Source organism: Pseudomonas sp. P1_C12 (assembly GCF_056406435.1).
In genome coordinates this window covers 66583-86075 of record NZ_JBFUAE010000021.1, presented here as the reverse complement: position 1 = coordinate 86075, position 19493 = coordinate 66583, and the positions used below count along the sequence as shown (strand labels likewise).

Genomic DNA, 19493 nt, shown 5'->3' with positions numbered 1-19493 from the left:
GCGCATCTTACAGCGCATCTTTTCAATTTGCAACCTTAAAAGTTTCTGATTTTTCAACAAAATCAACTACTTAAGCCAAGAACAACATCAAGCTGCTCGTTAGCGGGAGGCGAATAGTACAGTATTAAAATACGTGGTCAACCCCTCCACCTGAAAATTCTTCTTCCTTACCAAAGCGCCCGGGGTTGCCACCATGAAAACCTCCAGCGTCTATATAAGGCATCGGGGCAGCAGAGAGCCCAAACCACGTCGCCTGGACATGCAGGCACAACAACGATGAGAAAACACTCCGGCAAATGAATACTCAAGGATCCCGAGAGAATGGCAGGTATCGCGTCGAGAATGCAGGGGCCGGAACGGACTAGCCCGGCATGCCGGGCACGAAATACCCTGATCAATATGACAGAAACGAAAAAGCCCCTGAAATGTTTAACCATTTCAGGGGCTTAGTCTTATTCAATAATGGCGGAGAGATAGGGATTCGAACCCTAGGTACCGGTGAAGGTACAACGGATTTCGAATCCGTCCCATTCGGCCACTCTGGCATCTCTCCAACGGCGCGCATCATAACAACACTTTCGCCGGAAGCGAACCCCCTAAGCGAAATATTTCTGTGCTTTCAGATGCTTGCGTCGGTTAAAGCGGTACGCCCAGACGATTGGCGACTTCTTCGTAGGCTTCGATGACGTCACCGAGGCCCTGACGGAAGCGGTCCTTGTCCATTTTCTTGCCGGTCGCCTTGTCCCACAGACGGCAGCCGTCCGGGCTGAATTCGTCGCCCAGCACGATGGAGCCATCGTGGAACACGCCGAATTCCAGTTTGAAGTCGACCAGCAGCAGGCCGGCGTCGTCGAACAGTTTGCTCAGGACTTCGTTGACCTTGAGCGACAGCTCTTTCATGCGAACCAGCTGCTCGGCGGTCCCCCAACCGAAAGCCACGACGTGGGATTCGTTAATGAACGGGTCGCCCTTGGCATCGTCCTTCAGGAACAGCTCGAAGGTGTAAGGGTTGAGCTTCATGCCCTCTTCGACACCCAGACGCTTGACCAGGCTGCCAGCGGCGTAGTTACGCACGACGCACTCGACCGGGATCATGTCGAGCTTCTTCACCAGGCATTCGTTGTCGCCCAGCAGCTTGTCGAATTGGGTCGGCACGCCAGCAGCTTCAAGCTTCTGCATGATGAAGGCGTTGAACTTGTTGTTCACCATGCCTTTGCGGTCGAGCTGTTCGATGCGCTTGCCGTCGAACGCCGAGGTGTCGTTGCGAAACAGCAGGATCAGACGGTTAGCGTCGTCGGTCTTGTAAACCGATTTGGCTTTGCCGCGGTAGAGTTCTTCACGTTTTTCCATGATGGGCTCCGCTTGCTAAGTAGATGGGCTAGGCGATGTGTCGCCAGTCGAGCCCTGAATCTTGATCGGCCAGTTGCAGCCAGTCCGGGTCGCACCCGAGGGTGTCGACAAAACATTGCCGGGCCAGCTGCGGCAGGTTGTTCTTGCTGCTCAGATGGGCCAGGACCAGGTGTTGCAGGTCTTTCCAGCCCAGCTCGGCCACCAGGAATGCCGCCTGGTGGTTATTCAAATGTCCCAATTCACCGCCTACCCGTTGCTTGAGAAAGTACGGGTAATGACCACGAGCCAGCATGTCACGGCAGTGATTGGACTCGATCATCAACGCATCGAGGTTCCGATAGCCGTCCAGCACCTTGTCGCAATACGACCCCAGGTCGGTCAACAGGCCGAAGCGCCGCTCACCGTCACTGAAAACATATTGCGTCGGTTCTTGTGCATCGTGGGCCACGGCAATGACACCGATGCTCAAGTCGCCGATTTGCAGCTGTTCGCCGCCAGCCAGAAAGCCTGCGGGCTCAATCGGTTTGCGCATCCCGCGCAACGTCCCGCGACTGAGGTAGACAGGCAGATTGTAGCGCCGAGACAGCAAACCCACGCCATGCACGTGGTCGGCATGTTCGTGGGTCACGAGTATCGCGCTCAGCTGCGCAGGGTTCACACCCAGGCGCAGCAGGCGTTTTTCGGTTTCCCGCAGGGAAAAACCACAATCCACCAATACATACGTATCAGCGCTGGCTATCAGCGTGCCGTTCCCTTGACTACCGCTGCCGAGAACGGCAAAACGCATAGGATCAGCCCAGGTTGTCCTGAATCTTGCTCAACACTTTACGCGCTACATCTGGCGGCGCCACGGTGTTGATGTTTTTCTCGACGGTGACCTGGACGTTCTCGCCAACCTTGCTCAGGCGAACCTGATAACGCTCGGCGCGGGCATCCAGCTCTTCCTTGCTCGGCGCGCTGCCGAACAGGCTACTGAAGAAGCCTGGCTTGTCGTCTTTCTTCTCGGCTTTTTCGGCCAGGTTGATGTAGTACAGGCCCAGGCTGCGGTTGATGTCTTCAACACGCCATTCGCCTTGTTCCAGCGCACGACCGACGCTCGACCAGGCACGATCCAGGTCGGTACCGACGTTGAGCACAGGGTTGCCGCTGCCGTCTTCGCTCAGGCTGACACGGCTAGGCGCGTCGAAATCACGTGAAGCCAACATGGAAACCGAACCGCCCTTCTCCGAGATACGGCTCATGCTCGAGAGCATATCGTCGACCAGTGCCGCGTCCAGACCAGTGTTGACCGAACGGTTGGTGAAGGCCACGTCAGCGGTGCTGCCGGCAGGACGCTCGGCGCTGACCACATAGACTTCACTGGTGTTGCGCTGCACACCCGGCTCGATGCGCACCCGCACGCGGGTTTCGCTGTCCGTGCTGACGCCGGCCGCGCTCAGGCGTTTGCCCATGGCGGCGGACAGTTCGTCGGAATGCTGCCAGGTCGTGGAGAATTCGCCGGTTTGCGGACGCTGTTCATCCAGACGGAAGCCATTGTCCTGGAAGAACTGAACGGCCACAGGCCAGACTTCGGCCGGCGGGTTCTGAGCCAGGATGGAGCTGGAGCCGCCGCTCTTCTGCAGGGAGTAGGCACTGGCGTCGGCACCCGCCGTCAGCGGCTGAGGACGAGGAACAACGTATTCGCCCTTGGCGGTGTCATCGGCCACGTTGCGCGGGATCGGCAACAGCGGATCCAGACGCTTGGCGGTACGGACATCCTGCGGTATTTGCATCGGTGCAGTCTGTTGCGCTTCCAGGTAATCGCTACCACGGTCACGGAAATAACCTTCCGGGCCCCAGATCCATCCACAGCCACTGGTGCTGGAGATAATCAAGGCAAGTGCGGAAAGTCCGGCCATTCGCTTCATGCGTTGTACTTCCTCAATTAAACCAGGACGCCGCACTGGCGCAGGGCCTTGCGCAGCGTTTCGTGACAAGGTGCGCTCAGCCAGGTCAACGGCAGGCGAATGCCTTCGTGCATCAGGCCCATTTCAACCAAAGCCCACTTCACCGGAATCGGGTTGGCTTCGATGAACAGGTCCTTGTGCAGCGGCATCAGTTTTTCGTTGATTGCCCGTGCAGTCTCGGCATCCCCCTTGAGGGCGGCCTCGCAAAGATCGGCCATTTCACGCGGCGCGACGTTGGCGGTGACGGAGATGTTGCCCTTGCCGCCCATCAGGATCAGCTCGACCGCGGTAGGATCATCGCCGGAAAGGACGATGAAGTCCTTGTTCACGCCGTCGAGGATGGCCTTGGCGCGCTTGAGGTCGCCGGTCGCTTCCTTGATACCGATGATGTTCGGCACGGTGGACAGACGGATCACGGTTTCGGCCTGCATGTCGCAGGAGGTGCGGCCGGGAACGTTATAGAGAATCTGCGGGATGTCGACCGATTCGGCGATGTGCTTGAAGTGCAGGTACAGGCCTTCCTGGGTCGGCTTGTTGTAGTACGGCACTACCAGCAGGCAGGCATCGGCGCCGGCTTCCTTGGCGTTACGGGTCAATTCGACAGCTTCGCGGGTCGAATTGGCGCCGGTGCCGGCGATCACCGGAATGCGGCCATTGACCTGCTTGACCACAGCACGGATGACTGCAATGTGCTCGTTGACGTCGAGGGTTGCCGATTCGCCGGTGGTGCCGACGGCGACAATGGCATGGGTGCCGTTTTCAAGGTGGAAGTCCACGAGTTTGCTGAGGCTGTCCCAGTCAAGACGCCCCTGTGCATCCATGGGTGTGACCAGTGCCACCATACTGCCCGCAATCATGAAACCGCTCCTGCCGGAAAAAGAGAGCCGTAATGGTACTGGCGCCAAGATGCTTGCACAAGCGAAGTACTGTGCTGCCGCCATTCCCCTTGGCGCCGGTTTTCGCTACCCTTCAGACTTTGATCGGTACAGACAAGCTCGTCCGTCGGGTTTCAGCCTCCATTTTCGGCATCACAAGCCCTGATCCAGCGTTGCCACGCCTCGCTCCCGCCCTGCCGGAGCATGTCGCAACCTGTCACTTGGGGCTTTCTGAGTTCGCATCCGCAGGCTCGCTCCCGATAAATCAGCCCTTTGACGTATCGACCGCTCATCGCTTTAGGAATGCTGCATGTCCACCCCCACAGTTCGCGAACAATTCCTTGTTATCAGTGCCCTCGGCGCCAACCCCATGGAGCTGACCAACGTCCTGTGCCGCGCCAGCCATGAAAACCGCTGCGCCGTTGTCACCTCTCGCCTGACCCGCCATGGCGAATGCAGTGCGCTGGTACTGGAAATCTCCGGTAGCTGGGATGCCCTGGCACGCCTGGAAGGCAGCCTGCCAGTGTTGGCCAAGCGGCATGCGTTCACGGTCAACGTGGTGCGTAGCGCGGCCCTGGAAAATCGCCCCCAGGCCCTGCCGTACGTCGCCTATGTCAGCTCGGCCTACCGCTCGGACATCATCAACGAGCTGTGCCAGTTCTTCATGGACCACAATGTCGAGCTGGAAAACCTGACCTGCGACACCTACCAGGCTCCGCAGACCGGCGGCACCATGCTCAACGCCACGTTTACCGTGACCTTGCCGGCCGGCGTGCAAATCAGCTGGCTGCGCGATCAGTTCCTGGATTTTGCCGACGCGCTGAACCTCGATGCCCTGATCGAACCCTGGCGCCCACAGAACCCAATGTAAGGAAGCTTTCATGGCCGTTGCCATCGACCAACCGGTTGCCGATTTCCAAGCCCCCGCCACCAGCGGGCACACCGTCAGCCTCGCTGGCCTGAAAGGCAAGCAGGTGGTGATCTACTTCTACCCCAAGGACAGCACGCCGGGTTGCACGACCGAGGGGCAAGGCTTTCGTGATCAGTATGCAGCGTTCAAGGCCGCCAATACCGAAGTGTTCGGTGTGTCTCGCGACAGCCTGAAATCCCACGAGAACTTCAAATGCAAGCAGGAATTCCCCTTTGAGCTGATCAGCGACAAGGAGGAAGCCATCTGCCAGCTGTTCGACGTGATCAAGCTGAAAAAGCTCTACGGCAAGGAATACATGGGCGTGGATCGCAGCACCTTCCTGATCGACGCCAAAGGCGTGTTGCGTCAGGAATGGCGCGGCGTGAAGGTGCCGGGGCATGTTGATGCGGTGCTGGCTGCCGCTCAAGACCTGAATAAAGCCTGACCTTTAAAAGATCGCAGCCTGCGGCAGCTCCTACAGGATTACGCATTTCTCTGTAGGAGCTGCCGCAGGCTGCGATCTTTTTACAATCTAAAGCAATGGCGCCACCTCCGGCTCCTTGCGCGGCCAGGCATCCAGCACTGCCTTGAACAGCGTCGCCAGGGGAATTGCAAAGAATACCCCCCAGAAGCCCCACAACCCGCCAAACAGCAGCACTGCGCAGATGATCGCCACCGGGTGCAGGTTGACCGCCTCCGAGAACAGCAATGGCACCAGCACGTTGCCGTCCAGCGTCTGAATGATCCCGTAGACCGCCATCAAGTATATGAACTGATCGCTCCAGCCCCACTGGAACAGCGCAATCAGAAACACGGGCACGGTCACCACCACGGCGCCGACGTAAGGCACCACCACCGAAATCCCCACCAGCAGTGCCAGCAGCGCCGCGTAGTTGAGCTCAAGAACAACGAAGGCGATGTAGGTCACGCCACCGCAAATGAAGATTTCGATGACCTTGCCGCGAATGTAATTGGCGATCTGCCGGTTCATTTCATGGGCGACCCGGGTGATCAACGCCCGTTCACGGGGCAGGTAACCGCGAACCCATTGGCCGATCATGGCCCGATCCTTGAGGAAGAAAAACACCAGGATCGGCACCAGCACCAGATAGATCATGATGTTCACCAGCAATGGCAGGCTCGATAGCGAGAACGTAAGCGCCCACTGACCAAACTTGCCGATTTCGCCCCGCGCCACTTCGATAGCCCGCAGCACTTGCTCATCGGATACCAGATGCGGATAGCGTTCGGGCAGCAGCAACAACAGCGACTGCCACTTGGCAAGCATGCCGGGCAACTCGTTGAACAACGTGATCAGTTGGTGCCAGAGCAACGGCACGACCACCACGATGAATACCAGCAACAACCCCATGAATAACGCAAAGACCAGCCCCACCGCGACCCAACCCGGCACCCGCAGGCGCTCGAGGGTCACCACCAGCCCCTGCATCAGATACGCCAGCACCATGCCCGCGAGCACCGGCGCCAGCATACCGCCCAGGGTCAGCACGACGGTGAACGCCAGAAACAGCAGGACAGCCAGCACCACCGCTTCTTCATCGGAAAAATAGCGCTGAATCCAGTCGCGTAACACTTTGAACATCAATAATCCTTAGGAGCAAACGCAGCCGATTTCAGGCTTTTTTCAACCAGTAGCGGTAAACACCCGCGTCATCTTCTTCACGAAGCAGGGTATGACCGGCCAATCGCGCAAAGGTGCGAAAGTCGCGCTGCGAACCTGCATCGGTGGCGATGACCTTGAGCACCGCACCACTGGCCAGCCGGTTGAGCTCCATCTTGGCCTTGAGCAACGGCAACGGGCAATTCAGGCCACTGGCGTCCAGTTCAACGTCATGCTCTACAGCGTCGGTCATTGCATCACTCCGGGTCAGGTGGTTGAGTTGCCTAGAATATCTGGTCGCAACGCCGGTGTCCGGCTACAGTAAGATCTTTGTCGACTAAGGCTTTGTGCATGACATTTTTGCGCCCTACCCTGCTGACGCTCGCTTGCCTGCTCGCCTCACCGGGCTTCGCCGACGACCTGCCGTCACTCGGCGACGCCAGTTCTGCCATTGTCTCACCGCAACAGGAATACCAGCTCGGCCGCGCCTGGCTGGCCATGTTGCGCAGTCAGGTTTCACAGCTCAACGATCCGCAACTCAAGAATTACGTGGAATCCAGCGTCTACCAACTGTTGGAGACCAGCCAGGTCACTGACCGGCGCCTGGAGTTCATCCTGATCAACAGCCCGCAGCTCAACGCCTTTGCCGCGCCGGGCGGGATCGTCGGGGTGAACGGTGGCTTGTTCCTCTACGCCCAGACCGAAGGCGAATACGCTTCGGTACTGGCGCACGAACTGGCTCACTTGTCGCAACGCCACTTTGCCCGGGGCGTCGAAGCGCAGCAACGCATGCAAGTACCCATGATGGCTGCATTGCTGGCGGGTATCGTGGTGGCAGCCGCAGGTGGCGGTAACGCCGGGATTGCAGCCATTGCCGGCACACAGGCCGCAGCCATCCAGGAACAGCGGCGATTCTCCCGGCAGAACGAGCAGGAAGCCGACCGTATCGGCATCCTCAATCTGGAAAAGGCCGGTTACGATCCCCGCTCGATGCCCAGTATGTTCGAGCGCCTGGGGCGTCAGTACCGCTACGATGCCAAGCCACCGGAATTTCTGCTGACTCACCCGGTCACCGAATCGCGTATCGCCGACACCCGCAACCGCGCCGAACAGTTTCCAAAGGGAGGTATCGAAGACAGCATGCGCTATCAACTGATCCGCGCACGCGTCCAACTGATCTATGAAGAAACCCCGGGGCTCGGTGCCAAGCGCTTCCGCGCCCAGCTCGACGAGAACCCGAAAAACGACGTAGCACGCTACGGCTTGGCGATCGCCCAGATCAAGGGCGGCCAACTGAACGAAGCACGGGAAAACCTCAAGCAGTTGCTGGCCAAGTCACCCAACGAAATCATCTACAACCTGGCTCAGGTCGATCTGGATATCACCAACAATCGCCTGACGGATGCCCAGTCCCGGGTTGACCGGTTGATGGGCCAATACTCTGGCAACTACCCGCTGAACCAAGTGCGAGTCGACCTGCTGCTCAAGCAGAACCGTACTGCCGATGCGGAGAAAGCCCTCGAAGGCCTGCTCAAGTCCCGTCCGGATGATCCGGACGTGTGGTATCAGGTTGCCGAGACGCGCGGCCTGTCGGGCAATATCATCGGTCTGCATCAGGCTCGTGCCGAGTATTTTGCGCTGGTCGGGGACTACAAACAGGCCATTCAGCAACTGGACTTCGCCAAACGCAAGGCCGGCACGAACTTCCCGCTGTCTTCGCGGATCGACGCACGGCAACGTGAGCTGATGGAACAAGAGCGCATGATCAAGGACATGATGGGCTGACGCCCCCGGAGAAAAAAAGTCCGGACAAAAAAAACCGCCTCTTTCGAGGCGGTTTCTCATTCAACCAACAACCGGGTTATTCAGCCAGTTTGAAGGTGATGAAGCTCGCTCGCCCCTGACGCAGTACCCGCATCGACACCGAGCGGTTCTTTGGCAGCGCCTTGGCGATGTCCGCGAACTCCTTGGTGGAACCGATGGCCTGGTTGTTCAGGTGGGTGATCACATCACCCGGCTGCAAGCCGATCAGAGCGGCAGGACCGTCCTGCACTTCCTTGATCACCACACCACCTTTGAGGTCGTATGTTTTCTTCTGGTCGTCAGTCAGCTCGACCACGGAAACACCGAGGCGATTGCTGCTGCGCTCGATGCTGGATTTTGGCTCGGCGCCCATCTCCTTGCCTTCTTCCGGAATTGCACCGACGGTCAGTTCGACATTCTTGCGCTTGCCGTCACGAATCACTTCCAGATTGGCTTTTGCACCAGCCTTCAATGCGCCAACGAGGTGCGGCAGGTCGGCCGACATAACGATTGGCTGACCGTTCATGCTCAGGATCACGTCGCCGACTTGCAGACCACCCTTGGCAGCCGGGCCATCATCCTGGATCTGAGCAACCAACGCACCCGCCGGCTTCTCCAGACCGAACGACTCGGCCAGGTCCTTGCTCACTTCCTGAATCACGACACCCAGCCAGCCACGGCTGACCTTGCCACCGGATTTCAGCTGATTGGAAACATCCATGGCCACGTCGATCGGGATTGCAAACGACACACCCATGAAGCCACCGGAGCGGGTGTAGATCTGCGAGTTGATCCCGACCACCTCACCGTTCAGGTTGAACAGCGGGCCGCCCGAGTTACCCGGGTTGATCGGTACGTCGGTCTGGATGAACGGTACATAGTTTTCGTTCGGCAGACTGCGACCGACGGCACTGACGATGCCCTGGGTCACCGTGTGGTCAAAGCCGAATGGCGAACCAATCGCGACAACCCATTGGCCAGCCTTCAGGTCCTGGGATTTACCGAGCTTGAGCACTGGCAGATCCTTGCCTTCGATTTTCAGCAGCGCCACGTCGGAACGTGGATCAGTACCGATCAGCTTGGCTTTCATTTCGCTGCGATCAGCCAGGCGGACGAGGATTTCGTCAGCATCGGCGATCACGTGGTTGTTGGTCAGGATATAACCATCAGTAGAGATGATGAAACCCGAGCCCAGGGACGTTGCCTCGCGCTGTCGGTCGCGAGGTGAGCGCGATTGTGGCGGCATGCCCCGTTCGAAGAATTCGCGCAACATTGGCGGCAAGCCTTCGAGGTCGGGCATTTGTTGGCTGACTTTGCGATCCGGCAGCTTTTGCGTGGTACTGATGTTCACGACTGCAGGCGAGGCCTGTTCGACCAATTGCGTAAAGTCAGGCAACTCGACCGCTTGGGCGGTGACCGCCTGACCGAGCACCAGCACAGTGGCAATAATGGAAAGGTAAGACTTCAAGCGTGGTATCGACATACGGCTCCCGTTACGACGAGCAGGGTTAAGCGATATGGAGCAAGGAACACCGGGAACAATACGCCGGTATTTTTGTTCCGGGAACAACAAACAAGGCCAGAGCCGAGGGGCTCTGACCTATAAGAAATTTACGGTTTTTTTGCAAATTGAAATGCTCACGAAACATTTCGAATTCAGCTCACTGCTTGGTTGCAGCGGCGTCGGTACGCATCGAAAGCGCTATCCGCTCAGCGGTACCGACCGGTATCTCACCGACGACGGTCACCATCATCTCACCCTGTGCCGTGCTCAAGCGCCGGGAAACCGCAACGGTCGGCCCCAACTGAGTGCGGGTGTCGGTGACGGTTGCGCCATTCAACGGTTCGAGGAATACCGAAAAGCGCGTCAGACCATCGTCATACATCAGGCTATTGACCTGGGTTTTGGTCTCCGGATCCTTGCGAGCGGTGCTGCTGGTCAACTCGAAGCCGGGCGGCAACCAGTCGGAACGCCAGACCTGGGCAGACTTGACGGCAGAAGCCTTGTCACTTTCGAGATTGACTGGCTTGCAATCATTACTGGCCTGCAGGTCTTTTTCGGAAGGAACGTCAGCGGTATCCAGTTGTGTGAACTGGAAGCGCTCCAACAACCGCCCCTTGTCGTCCAATAGCAAAGACTTCAGAGGCAGGCCGGTTTCTTTATCCAGATGCAGTTCAAAACCGTAGCGGTGTTGATCACGGGGTGTCAGCGATACGATCACCGCCGAACGCCCGGCGACACGCGACTTGCCAATGACGGCGAGGTCATACCAATTCTTGAGCTTCTGAGGATCGAGTGCACGGGCAGCGGAGTTGGGTGAGTCCCCAAGCCCTGCTATCAGTGTGCCGCTGACGCATTGAGTTTGCCCATCAATGCGAACGACTTCCTGAGCGGAACCGTCGAGCTGGATCAATCGCTCGCGGACCTTTCCATCCTGGACGCGGTGCCAGATGTTATGGGTAGAAAAACTACCGTTACGCTCGTAGACGAAAGTACCCTGAAAGCTTTGCTGTTGCTCTGCCTGACCCAGGCGGCTCAACCAGTCCTGGGCATCATCGGCTTGGGCTGGAACAATGAACCAGCCGCTGAGCAGAAGCGAAAGTAGAGGTATGGCGCGCATGATCCTCCTTAACGGTTTTCCAGACTTGCGGCACGAGCGTAAGGCAGAGCGCTCTCAGTGCCTTTCAGTGCAGCCTGTTGTGCATGTTGGCGCAAGTAACCTGGCAGACGCTGGTCGTGCCAGCCTGGCTGACCTTGCAAAACGCCATTGGCCATTGGGCCGGTAGCTTGCGAACTCTCCTTGTAGCCTGCCAGAACAGCAGGGCCTTTTACTTGAGGAACGGCCAGTTCGGGTTGATTGGATTGCTGGGCCAGTTCGACGCCGGCGATCTCATCCTGGTTGTACAGACGCACACCGGCCAGCACCGCCAGGGTCACGGAAGCTGCGACCGCCAGACGACCCAGGCTGCGCCATGGACCACGGGAAGGTTTTGCCGGTACGGCTTCGTCAGCCAAGGCAGCAGAAACAGCCGCAGCGATGTCCAGACGTGGAAGCAGCAGATCCTTGTGCATCACTGCCCGAGCGATCTGATAACGAGCCCAGGTTTCACGGGTTTCAACATCGTCACAGGCATTCAATACCCGACGCAATTCCAATTCGTCCGCTTCGTTATCCATCACTGCGGACAGCGATTCCTGCAGGGCTTCACGACTCATGGCGTTCCTCTCTTGGCTGTCGCCGCTGTCTTTAGTTTTCCTGCAACAACGGCTGCAGGGCTTTGTCGATGGCCTCCCGGGCGCGGAAGATCCGGGAGCGCACGGTGCCTACCGGACATTGCATGACGCTCGCAATGTCCTCGTAACTCAGACCATCAAACTCACGTAAAGTTAAAGCCGTACGCAAATCTTCCGGCAGTTGCTGAATGGTTCGATGGACGGTGCCCTCGATCTCATCCCGCAGCAAAGCCCGTTCTGGCGACTCGAGATCCTTGAGGCCATGATCGCCATCGTAGAACTCTGCATCCTCGGAACTGACATCGCTATCCGGCGGCCGACGGCCGCGTGAAACCAGATAGTTTTTCGCCGTGTTGATGGCGATGCGGTAAAGCCACGTATAAAACGCGCTGTCTCCGCGAAAATTTCCAAGTGCACGGTACGCCTTGATAAAGGCTTCTTGTGCCACATCCTGGGCTTCATGGGTGTCGTGCACGAAACGCACGATCAACCCGAGAATTTTGTGCTGGTATTTCAGCACTAGCAGATCGAAAGCACGCTTGTCGCCGCGCTGAACGCGCTCGACCAGTTGCTGATCCTCTTCCTGGGTTAGCATGAACACTCCTCGATGAGCTCGGAGGAGGCTTGCAGAAGTAAACCACCAGACTTGCAAACATAGACTCGGGCTTTTCGCAAAAGTTCTCCCCCTCCAGGCAAGTTTCCTGCGGGCTCTGATTTGGCACGCACGAAAAGCGCAGCACGAGTTGACCCGGCTGCGCGGATAATCTTGTCATCGGATTCTTCGGCAAGGATCGCACTGCAATCCTCCACTGAAGCCGACACTGTCCCTTGTTTCAGGCAACCGTCTATTGATCTTGGCCCTTTGGCAAAAGTTCCAAATATTTATAGCCGCGCCGACCTGACATTGTGCAACCGTGAAGGGAAAAAGACTGTTAAATCGGCGATACAGTCATTCTCGCGCCCAACGGGCAGAAAAACATCCGACGAAGCGACCGATGTTTTGCGTCACGGTAGTTTCACAATGCCATGCCAGCTCGGGTATTGTGCCGCTCCCCCCCTCTATATACTAGTGGGCTGTGCGGCTGCCTTGACTCGACAGTCCAGTTGCGCCACCCCCGACCCGGGTCGCTTTGAGCGGAATCCTGAAATGAGCCAACAGTTTCAACACGATGTTCTGGTAATTGGCAGCGGTGCTGCCGGCTTGAGCCTTGCGCTGACCTTGCCCGGTCATTTGCGCATTGCCGTACTGAGCAAGGGCAACCTCGCCAATGGCTCGACTTTCTGGGCCCAGGGCGGCGTTGCGGCCGTGCTGGATGACACCGATACCGTTGAATCCCATGTCGATGACACGCTCAATGCCGGCGGCGGCCTGTGCCATGAGGACGCCGTGCGCTTTACTGTCGAGCACAGCAGGGAAGCCATTCAGTGGCTGATCGACCAGGGCGTACCCTTTACCCGCGATGAACAGTCGGGTAACGAAGATGGCGGGTTCGAGTTCCACCTGACCCGCGAGGGCGGTCACAGCCATCGGCGCATCATCCACGCCGCCGATGCCACCGGTGCAGCCATTTTCACAACCCTGCTCGACCAGGCCAGGAAACGGCCGAACATCGAACTGCTGGAACAGCGGGTGGCGGTTGACCTGATCACGGAGAAACGCCTGGGCCTGGAAGGTGATCGCTGCCTCGGCGCTTATGTGCTCAATCGCGGCACCGGCGAAGTCGACACCTACGGCGCCCGCTTTGTGATCCTCGCCTCCGGTGGTGCGGCCAAGGTTTACCTGTACACCAGTAACCCTGACGGCGCCTGCGGCGATGGCATCGCCATGGCCTGGCGCTCGGGCTGCCGGGTGGCGAACCTGGAATTCAACCAGTTCCACCCTACTTGCCTGTATCACCCGCAAGCCAAGAGTTTCCTGGTCACCGAAGCCCTGCGAGGCGAAGGTGCCCACCTCAAGCTGCCCAACGGCGAGCGCTTCATGCAGCGCTTCGATCCTCGGGCCGAGTTGGCGCCACGGGATATCGTCGCCCGGGCCATCGATCATGAAATGAAGCGCCTGGGTGTCGATTGCGTGTATCTGGACATCAGCCACAAACCCGAAGCCTTCATCAAGACGCACTTCCCGACGGTGTACGAACGCTGCCTGGAATTTTCCATCGACATCACCAAGCAACCGATTCCGGTGGTCCCGGCAGCGCACTACACCTGTGGTGGTGTGATGGTCGATCAACAGGGTCGCACCGACGTGCCGGGTCTGTATGCCATTGGCGAAACCAGTTTCACCGGCCTGCACGGCGCCAACCGCATGGCCAGCAACTCGCTGCTGGAATGTTTCGTTTATGCTCGCTCGGCGGCCGCGGACATTCTTGAACAGCTGCCCCGGATTCCGATGCCAGTCCCCCTTCCCGCCTGGGATGCGAGCCAGGTCACCGATTCCGATGAAGACGTGATCATTGCGCACAACTGGGATGAATTGCGGCGCTTCATGTGGGACTACGTTGGCATCGTGCGCACCAACAAGCGTCTGCAACGGGCGCAACACCGCGTGCGACTGTTGCTGGATGAAATCGACGAGTTCTACAGTAACTACAAGGTCAGCCGGGATTTGATCGAGCTGCGCAACCTGGCTCAAGTGGCCGAGCTGATGATTCTGTCAGCCATGGAGCGCAAGGAAAGCCGTGGCCTGCATTACACCCTCGACTACCCGAACCTGCTGCCGGTCGCGCTGGACACTATTCTGGTGCCGCCCACCTACGTCGGCTGAACTTGAGCCGGACCCGCAGGCGTCGGTGCACATCCGCCGCCTGCGCATCCCGGGGCACGCAAATAGCCCTGACCCGGCGCTCTCCACGCAAACGGAAACGCAATACCACCACCAACGGCAGCGCCAGGCTGTCCGGCCTTAGCTGCACGGGCTGCCAACCCTTGGCCCGACTCCACAACTGCCAGCCATCGGCATCGCGCCGCAAGCCGCAAAACGCCTGTGGGTGCGTCAGCAAGATCTGCCGGGGCAACAGCCAGACTCCGTGAGCCACGCACAACACGACGCCGAGCGTGCTGGCCCAGAGCGGAATTGACAGTAAAAACAACGAACCCAACGCGAACAGCTGGGCCAGAAGATACGCCGCCAGCAACTGCCGTGAGGCATGCCAGCGGCATTCGAACGAATTACTTGGGCTGGACACGGTCCAGGATCATGCGAACCATGCGTTGCAGTTCAGGATCCTCGGATTCGCTGCGTTCCATGAACCAGCCGAACATGTCCTGATCTTCGCATTCGAGCAACCTGACGTAGCAGGCGCGATCAACCTCGCTGAGGTGCGGGTAAACCTCTTTCACAAACGGCACCAGCAACACGTCAAGCTCAAGCATGCCGCGGCGGCTGTGCCAGTAGAGGCGGTTCAGTTCAACATCTTCGACCATGGAGCGCTCCTCAAATAGGCCGCAAGTATACAGGCCCGCGCCGCGTCGAACAGTCGGCTTTGGTCGGGCACCGATGAGCCTTTGTGAACTACCCATTTCGAAGGCGCCCCCTTATGATGTCCGCCAGACTCTTTACCCTGCGATGACCCATGGCCGATTCTGCTTTTTTCTGCACGCTTTCTCATGAAGGTGTTCTCGCGGTCCGCGGCGCGGACGCCAGCAAATTCCTGCAAGGCCAATTGACCTGCAACCTCAACTACCTGAGCGATTCCCGGGCCAGCCTCGGTGCCCGCTGCACGCAAAAAGGCCGGATGCAATCGAGTTTCCGTATCCTGCTCGACGGTGACGGCGTGGTCTTGGCCATGGCCACCGAATTGCTCGAGCCGCAACTGGCGGACCTGAAAAAATACGCGGTGTTTTCCAAGTCGAAACTGACCGACGAAAGTGCCGCCTGGGTCCGCTTCGGCGTTGACCTTGGCGACGCCGCGCTGGTCAGCCTCGGTCTGGACCTGCTGGCAGAAACCGACAGCGTCGTGCGCAACGATGGGCTGATCGCCATCCGTGTCTCGCCTGACCGCGCCGAGCTGTGGGTTGCCGCCAGTCAAGCCGATGCGGTCAAAGGCAAGCTGTCGGCGGTGCTGAGCGAAGGCGATCTGAATCAATGGCTGCTGGGCCAGGTCCGCGCAGGGATCGGCCAGGTCATGCCGGGTACCCGCGAATTGTTCATCCCGCAGATGCTCAACCTGCAAGCGGTCGGTGGCGTGAGTTTCAAGAAAGGTTGCTACACCGGGCAGGAAATCGTCGCGCGCATGCAGTACCTGGGCAAACTCAAGCGCCGCTTGTATCGCCTGCAACTGGCTGCCAGCGAGTTGCCTGAACCGGGTACCGCGCTGTTTTCCCCAACCCACGGCAGCTCCATCGGCGAAGTGGTGCTGGCTGCCCGCGCCGAGCAAAACATTGAACTCCTGGCGGTGTTGCAAGCCGAAGCAGCAGACAGTGGGGACATCCACCTGGGCGCGCTCGAAGGGCCGTCCCTGCAGCTGCTCGACCTGCCTTATGAACTGGACCGCGATCGCGAAATCCAGCAATAACGGCAGCACTTGGCGCGACACCTAGAGAGACTAAATGAGCGAACTGGCGGAAAAGGTCCAAAAGGATTTGGTTGAGGCCATCAATAACGATGACCTGGTTCTGCCAACGTTACCGGAAGTGGCTCTGCAGATTCGCAAGGCCGCGGAAAACCCGGAAGTCAGCGTCAGTACCCTGAGCAAAGTGATCGGCCGTGATACCGCGCTGTCGGCACGCCTGATCAAAGTGGTCAACAGCCCACTGTTGCGCGCGACCCAGGAAGTGACCGATCTGCATACCGCGATCACCCGCCTGGGCATCAACTACAGCTGTAACCTGGCGATCGGCCTGGTCATGGAGCAGATTTTCCATGCCCGCTCCGACGTGGTGGAACAGAAGATGCGCGATGTCTGGCGTAGAAGCCTGGAAATCGCCGGTGTCAGCTACGCCCTGTGCCGCAGCCATACCCGACTCAAGCCCGATCAGGCGGCCCTTGGCGGGCTGGTGCATCAGATCGGCGTGCTGCCGATCCTGACCTACGCCGAAGATCACTATGAGCTGCTGTCCGACCCGGTCAGCCTCAACCATGTGATCGACCAGATTCATCCGCTGATCGGCGAAAAACTGCTCAGGGTCTGGGAATTTCCCGACATGCTGGTGCAAGTGCCGCAGCTATACCTGAACTTCAAGCGCCAGTCTGCGCAGGTCGACTATGTGGATCTGGTGCAGGTGGCCAGCCTGTATTGCCTGCAGGACACCGACCACCCGCTCGCCCGTGCCGATGCGTTGAATGTACCGGCCTACAAGGCACTCGGAATCGACTTTGACGACGAGACGATGTGCGCCGACCTGGAAGAAACACGCACGATGTTTTACTGACCCAAAACCGCGCCGCCCCCTTCGCGAGCAGGCTCGCTCCCACAGGGATTTGTGGTGCTGCATAGATCCAATGTGGGAGCGAGCCTGCTCCGGGCGGCGTTCCGACGATGGGGCCAGAACAAGCCCCATCACTCTCCGGCGACAAAACTCACCCGCACCTTCAACCCTGCGTGCTCACCGTCATGCAGGCTGATCTGCGCCAGATGCGCGCGGCAGATCTCACCGACAATCGCCAACCCCAACCCTGAACCGGCCACTTGCTGATTGCGTCGGTAAAAGCGCTCGAATACCCGATCGCGCTCCTCAAGAGGAATGCCGGGGCCATCATCTTCGACTTCCAGCACTGCGGGCGCCGAGACGCGCAAAATCACGTTGCCACCCGGTGGCGTGTGAGCCAGTGCGTTATCCACCAGATTGCTCAGCAGTTCGTTCAATAATGTCGGCTCGCCCCGCAACCAGACGGGTTCATCCGCTTCCAGCGCCAGCGCGATGCCGCGCTTGTGGGCCAGCGGCGCCATGGCCATGCCCAGGTCCCGAGCCAACTGACTGAGGTCGAGTAACTGCGCGCCACCCTCGGCAATCGCCCGGGCGCCATTTTCAACCCGTGCCAGGGACAGCAACTGATTGGCCAGATGGGTCAAGCGATCAGTGCCCTGGGCGGCGGTCTCCAAAGTACTGCGCCAGGTATCGGGCTCGGCCGAGCGCATGCCCAGTTCCAGTCGCGCCTTGAGTGCTGCCAATGGCGTACGCAGTTCGTGGGCGGCATCGGCAATGAACTGCGCCTGTTTCTCGAACTGCCCGCGCAAGCGCTCGGTAAAGTGATTGAGCGCGCGCACCAGTGGCCATAATTCGCGCTGCACTTCCACCAACGGCAAGGGGCGCAGATCGTCCGGCTGGCGCTCTTCCACCGCTGTGCGCAAGCGCTCCAGCGGGCGCAACGCGGCACTCACCGCGAACCACACCAACATCAAGGCCCCACCCGCCAGCATGCCCAGGCGCAGCAAAGTATCTGTCGCCAGACTGCGGGCCATGCTCACCCGCGCTTCATCGGTTTCCGCTACGCGAATTTCCGCCATGCCGTTCATGTTCGGCTCGCTCACGGGTTTGAGCAGGCTCACCACACGCACGTTCTGCCCGCGATACTGGGCGTTGTAGAAGCGTGCCAGCGCCGGATAGTCATCGGTGCGCGGCGTTCCCGGCGGTGGCGCGGGCAGGTTTTCATAACCGGAAATCAGCTTCTGATTGATGTCGTTGACCAGGTAGAAAATTCGCCCGGCACTGTCGTAGGCAAAGGTATCGAGGGCCACGTAGGGCACGTCGGCACTCAAGGTGCCGTCGCGCTGGGAGACGCCGGCGGCGATCGTCCGCGCCGAGGCCAGCAGGGTCCGGTCATAGGCCGTGTCGGCGGCTTCGCGCCCGTTCCAGTAGGCGCTCAAACCACTGGCCAGCATCAATACAACCAGCAACAGCGCCAGGTTCCACAGCAACCGCCAGCGCAGGCTGCTGGGCTTATGCATCGCGGCTTTCCAGCAAGTAACCGAGGCCGCGGAAGGTCACGATAGCGACCGGCTGGCCGTCGAGCTTCTTGCGCAGACGGTGCACGTAGATTTCGATCGCATCGGGGCTGGCCTCTTCATCGAGGCCGAATACTTGAGAAGCCAGTTGCTCCTTGCTCATCACCCGACCGGGGCGCGCGATCAGGGCTTCGAGTACGGCCTGTTCGCGGGAGGTCAGGGTCAGCAATTCTTCACCGAGGGTGAAACGCCGGGTTTCCAGGTCATAGGCCAGCACACCGCAACGCTGAATGCGTTCACCGCCCAGCACACTGCGGCGCAACAAGGCTTTGACCCGGGCTTCGAGCTCGGTCAGTTCGAACGGTTTGGCCAGGTAGTCGTCGGCGCCGAGGTTCAGGCCGTGGACCCGATCCTTGACGTCGCTGCGGGCGGTCAGCATCAACACCGGCAGGTTCTTGCCCCGCGCCCGCAAACGCGCCAGCACTTCGAAACCATCCATGCGCGGCAAGCCGACGTCGAGGATCGCCATGGCGTATTCCTCGCTGCCCAGCGCCAGGTCGGCTGCCACGCCATCGTGCAGAACGTCCACGGTCAGCCCGGTGCTCTTGAGCGCCTGGGCGACACTTTCGGCGAGCTGCAAATGGTCTTCGACGAGCAGGACACGCATGGATCTTTACCTCATTCCGGGATGGTCGACGCCATTCTCTGGCGCGAAGTTTACAGCCGCAACCGCCGCTGTGAAGCCCGAAAACCGTGAAAGTCAGCTGAAAGCTTAGCGAAAGGTTAGCCCGTTACAGTCCAGCCACGGACAGTTTCGACTGCCGTCGCTGCAGCCACACAGCGATACGAAAAACGCCTCGAAGCGTTTT

20 protein-coding genes and 1 tRNA gene are annotated in these 19493 nt (G+C 59.2%); 6 read left to right on the top strand and 15 right to left on the bottom strand.

What is annotated here, in order from left to right:
* Positions 1–463 precede the first annotated feature (463 nt).
* The 5 genes from AC1D19_RS26895 to dapA form a co-directional block, all read right to left on the bottom strand.
* Positions 464–553: transfer RNA gene (locus tag AC1D19_RS26895), tRNA-Ser, on the bottom strand.
* Positions 554–636: 83 nt separating this feature from the next.
* A complete protein-coding gene (gene purC, locus AC1D19_RS26890; RefSeq protein WP_007944067.1) occupies positions 637–1350 on the bottom strand; it encodes a phosphoribosylaminoimidazolesuccinocarboxamide synthase in 714 nt (237 codons plus the stop codon).
* A gap of 28 nt (positions 1351–1378) precedes the next feature.
* Positions 1379–2137: an MBL fold metallo-hydrolase gene (locus AC1D19_RS26885; RefSeq protein ID WP_477765125.1), complete on the bottom strand. Its 759-nt coding sequence runs from the start codon at positions 2135–2137 to the stop codon at positions 1379–1381.
* A 4-nt stretch (positions 2138–2141) separates the two neighbouring features.
* Positions 2142–3257, bottom strand: a complete 1116-nt coding sequence (bamC, locus tag AC1D19_RS26880) for an outer membrane protein assembly factor BamC (protein WP_477765124.1) — start codon at positions 3255–3257, stop codon at positions 2142–2144.
* A gap of 17 nt (positions 3258–3274) precedes the next feature.
* Positions 3275–4153 (bottom strand): 4-hydroxy-tetrahydrodipicolinate synthase, encoded by an 879-nt coding sequence (dapA, locus tag AC1D19_RS26875; protein ID WP_477765123.1) that lies wholly within the window; start codon positions 4151–4153, stop codon positions 3275–3277.
* A 328-nt stretch (positions 4154–4481) separates the two neighbouring features.
* On the opposite strand from dapA, the gene AC1D19_RS26870 reads away from it, so the two are divergent.
* Positions 4482–5042 carry a glycine cleavage system transcriptional repressor gene (locus AC1D19_RS26870; RefSeq protein ID WP_007979776.1) on the top strand — a complete coding sequence of 187 codons (561 nt, stop codon included), beginning with the start codon at positions 4482–4484 and terminating at the stop codon, positions 5040–5042.
* 10 nt (positions 5043–5052) lie between these two features.
* Positions 5053–5526, top strand: coding sequence for a peroxiredoxin (locus tag AC1D19_RS26865; RefSeq protein WP_477765122.1), 474 nt, complete (start codon positions 5053–5055; stop codon positions 5524–5526).
* A gap of 87 nt (positions 5527–5613) precedes the next feature.
* On the opposite strand, the gene AC1D19_RS26860 is transcribed toward AC1D19_RS26865, so the two are convergent.
* Complete coding sequence (locus AC1D19_RS26860; protein WP_150756240.1) at positions 5614–6684, bottom strand: AI-2E family transporter; 1071 nt, start codon at positions 6682–6684, stop codon at positions 5614–5616.
* Positions 6685–6715: 31 nt separating this feature from the next.
* Complete coding sequence (locus AC1D19_RS26855) at positions 6716–6955, bottom strand: sulfurtransferase TusA family protein (protein ID WP_007996208.1); 240 nt, start codon at positions 6953–6955, stop codon at positions 6716–6718.
* Positions 6956–7053: 98 nt separating this feature from the next.
* Between AC1D19_RS26855 and AC1D19_RS26850 the strand changes: the two genes are divergently transcribed.
* A complete protein-coding gene (locus AC1D19_RS26850; RefSeq protein ID WP_477765121.1) occupies positions 7054–8487 on the top strand; it encodes a M48 family metalloprotease in 1434 nt (477 codons plus the stop codon).
* A gap of 76 nt (positions 8488–8563) precedes the next feature.
* Here AC1D19_RS26850 and AC1D19_RS26845 read toward each other — a convergent pair whose 3' ends face one another.
* From AC1D19_RS26845 to rpoE, 4 genes are all read right to left on the bottom strand, one after another.
* On the bottom strand, positions 8564–9988 hold the full coding sequence (locus AC1D19_RS26845; protein ID WP_477760580.1) for a DegQ family serine endoprotease: 1425 nt from the start codon (positions 9986–9988) through the stop codon (positions 8564–8566).
* A gap of 178 nt (positions 9989–10166) precedes the next feature.
* The gene (locus tag AC1D19_RS26840; RefSeq protein WP_477765120.1) at positions 10167–11126 is read right to left on the bottom strand and encodes a MucB/RseB C-terminal domain-containing protein; all 960 of its coding nucleotides are present in this window, start codon (positions 11124–11126) and stop codon (positions 10167–10169) included.
* A gap of 8 nt (positions 11127–11134) precedes the next feature.
* A complete protein-coding gene (locus AC1D19_RS26835; protein ID WP_477765119.1) occupies positions 11135–11722 on the bottom strand; it encodes a sigma-E factor negative regulatory protein in 588 nt (195 codons plus the stop codon).
* A 31-nt stretch (positions 11723–11753) separates the two neighbouring features.
* Positions 11754–12335 carry an RNA polymerase sigma factor RpoE/AlgU gene (gene rpoE / locus AC1D19_RS26830; protein ID WP_003172477.1) on the bottom strand — a complete coding sequence of 194 codons (582 nt, stop codon included), beginning with the start codon at positions 12333–12335 and terminating at the stop codon, positions 11754–11756.
* A gap of 552 nt (positions 12336–12887) precedes the next feature.
* Here rpoE and nadB point away from each other — a divergent pair.
* On the top strand, positions 12888–14504 hold the full coding sequence (gene nadB / locus AC1D19_RS26825) for an L-aspartate oxidase (protein WP_477765118.1): 1617 nt from the start codon (positions 12888–12890) through the stop codon (positions 14502–14504).
* Here the strand turns inward: nadB and AC1D19_RS26820 are convergent.
* Both AC1D19_RS26820 and AC1D19_RS26815 read right to left on the bottom strand, forming a co-directional pair.
* The gene (locus tag AC1D19_RS26820) at positions 14473–14925 is read right to left on the bottom strand and encodes a protein YgfX (RefSeq protein WP_477765117.1); all 453 of its coding nucleotides are present in this window, start codon (positions 14923–14925) and stop codon (positions 14473–14475) included. The two genes, nadB and AC1D19_RS26820, sit on opposite strands and share 32 nt — an antisense overlap.
* A complete protein-coding gene (locus AC1D19_RS26815; protein ID WP_477755591.1) occupies positions 14909–15163 on the bottom strand; it encodes an FAD assembly factor SdhE in 255 nt (84 codons plus the stop codon). Before AC1D19_RS26815 ends, AC1D19_RS26820 begins: the two co-directional genes overlap by 17 nt.
* 149 nt (positions 15164–15312) lie before the next feature.
* Here AC1D19_RS26815 and ygfZ point away from each other — a divergent pair, with 149 nt between their 5' ends.
* On the top strand, positions 15313–16254 hold the full coding sequence (gene ygfZ, locus AC1D19_RS26810; protein ID WP_477755590.1) for a CAF17-like 4Fe-4S cluster assembly/insertion protein YgfZ: 942 nt from the start codon (positions 15313–15315) through the stop codon (positions 16252–16254).
* A gap of 34 nt (positions 16255–16288) precedes the next feature.
* On the top strand, positions 16289–17110 hold the full coding sequence (locus AC1D19_RS26805; RefSeq protein WP_477755589.1) for an HDOD domain-containing protein: 822 nt from the start codon (positions 16289–16291) through the stop codon (positions 17108–17110).
* Between the two features lie 128 nt (positions 17111–17238).
* Here the strand turns inward: AC1D19_RS26805 and AC1D19_RS26800 are convergent, their stop codons facing one another.
* Complete coding sequence (locus tag AC1D19_RS26800; protein ID WP_477755588.1) at positions 17239–18627, bottom strand: sensor histidine kinase N-terminal domain-containing protein; 1389 nt, start codon at positions 18625–18627, stop codon at positions 17239–17241.
* On the bottom strand, positions 18620–19291 hold the full coding sequence (locus AC1D19_RS26795; protein ID WP_007979804.1) for a response regulator: 672 nt from the start codon (positions 19289–19291) through the stop codon (positions 18620–18622). Before AC1D19_RS26795 ends, AC1D19_RS26800 begins: the two co-directional genes overlap by 8 nt.
* Positions 19292–19493: the final 202 nt, after the last annotated feature.

Bases quoted from the DNA above. Each gene is read 5' to 3' on its own strand.
- purC (WP_007944067.1), bottom strand. From the start codon at position 1,350: ATGGAAAAACGTGAAGAACTCTACCGCGGCAAAGCCAAATCGGTTTAC.
- AC1D19_RS26885 (WP_477765125.1), bottom strand. From the start codon at position 2,137: ATGCGTTTTGCCGTTCTCGGCAGCGGTAGTCAAGGGAACGGCACGCTG.
- bamC (WP_477765124.1), bottom strand. From the start codon at position 3,257: ATGAAGCGAATGGCCGGACTTTCCGCACTTGCCTTGATTATCTCCAGC.
- dapA (WP_477765123.1), bottom strand. From the start codon at position 4,153: ATGATTGCGGGCAGTATGGTGGCACTGGTCACACCCATGGATGCACAG.
- AC1D19_RS26870 (WP_007979776.1), top strand. From the start codon at position 4,482: ATGTCCACCCCCACAGTTCGCGAACAATTCCTTGTTATCAGTGCCCTC.
- AC1D19_RS26865 (WP_477765122.1), top strand. From the start codon at position 5,053: ATGGCCGTTGCCATCGACCAACCGGTTGCCGATTTCCAAGCCCCCGCC.
- AC1D19_RS26860 (WP_150756240.1), bottom strand. From the start codon at position 6,684: ATGTTCAAAGTGTTACGCGACTGGATTCAGCGCTATTTTTCCGATGAA.
- AC1D19_RS26855 (WP_007996208.1), bottom strand. From the start codon at position 6,955: ATGACCGACGCTGTAGAGCATGACGTTGAACTGGACGCCAGTGGCCTG.
- AC1D19_RS26850 (WP_477765121.1), top strand. From the start codon at position 7,054: ATGACATTTTTGCGCCCTACCCTGCTGACGCTCGCTTGCCTGCTCGCC.
- AC1D19_RS26845 (WP_477760580.1), bottom strand. From the start codon at position 9,988: ATGTCGATACCACGCTTGAAGTCTTACCTTTCCATTATTGCCACTGTG.
- AC1D19_RS26840 (WP_477765120.1), bottom strand. From the start codon at position 11,126: ATGCGCGCCATACCTCTACTTTCGCTTCTGCTCAGCGGCTGGTTCATT.
- AC1D19_RS26835 (WP_477765119.1), bottom strand. From the start codon at position 11,722: ATGAGTCGTGAAGCCCTGCAGGAATCGCTGTCCGCAGTGATGGATAAC.
- rpoE (WP_003172477.1), bottom strand. From the start codon at position 12,335: ATGCTAACCCAGGAAGAGGATCAGCAACTGGTCGAGCGCGTTCAGCGC.
- nadB (WP_477765118.1), top strand. From the start codon at position 12,888: ATGAGCCAACAGTTTCAACACGATGTTCTGGTAATTGGCAGCGGTGCT.
- AC1D19_RS26815 (WP_477755591.1), bottom strand. From the start codon at position 15,163: ATGGTCGAAGATGTTGAACTGAACCGCCTCTACTGGCACAGCCGCCGC.
- ygfZ (WP_477755590.1), top strand. From the start codon at position 15,313: ATGGCCGATTCTGCTTTTTTCTGCACGCTTTCTCATGAAGGTGTTCTC.
- AC1D19_RS26805 (WP_477755589.1), top strand. From the start codon at position 16,289: ATGAGCGAACTGGCGGAAAAGGTCCAAAAGGATTTGGTTGAGGCCATC.
- AC1D19_RS26800 (WP_477755588.1), bottom strand. From the start codon at position 18,627: ATGCATAAGCCCAGCAGCCTGCGCTGGCGGTTGCTGTGGAACCTGGCG.
- AC1D19_RS26795 (WP_007979804.1), bottom strand. From the start codon at position 19,291: ATGCGTGTCCTGCTCGTCGAAGACCATTTGCAGCTCGCCGAAAGTGTC.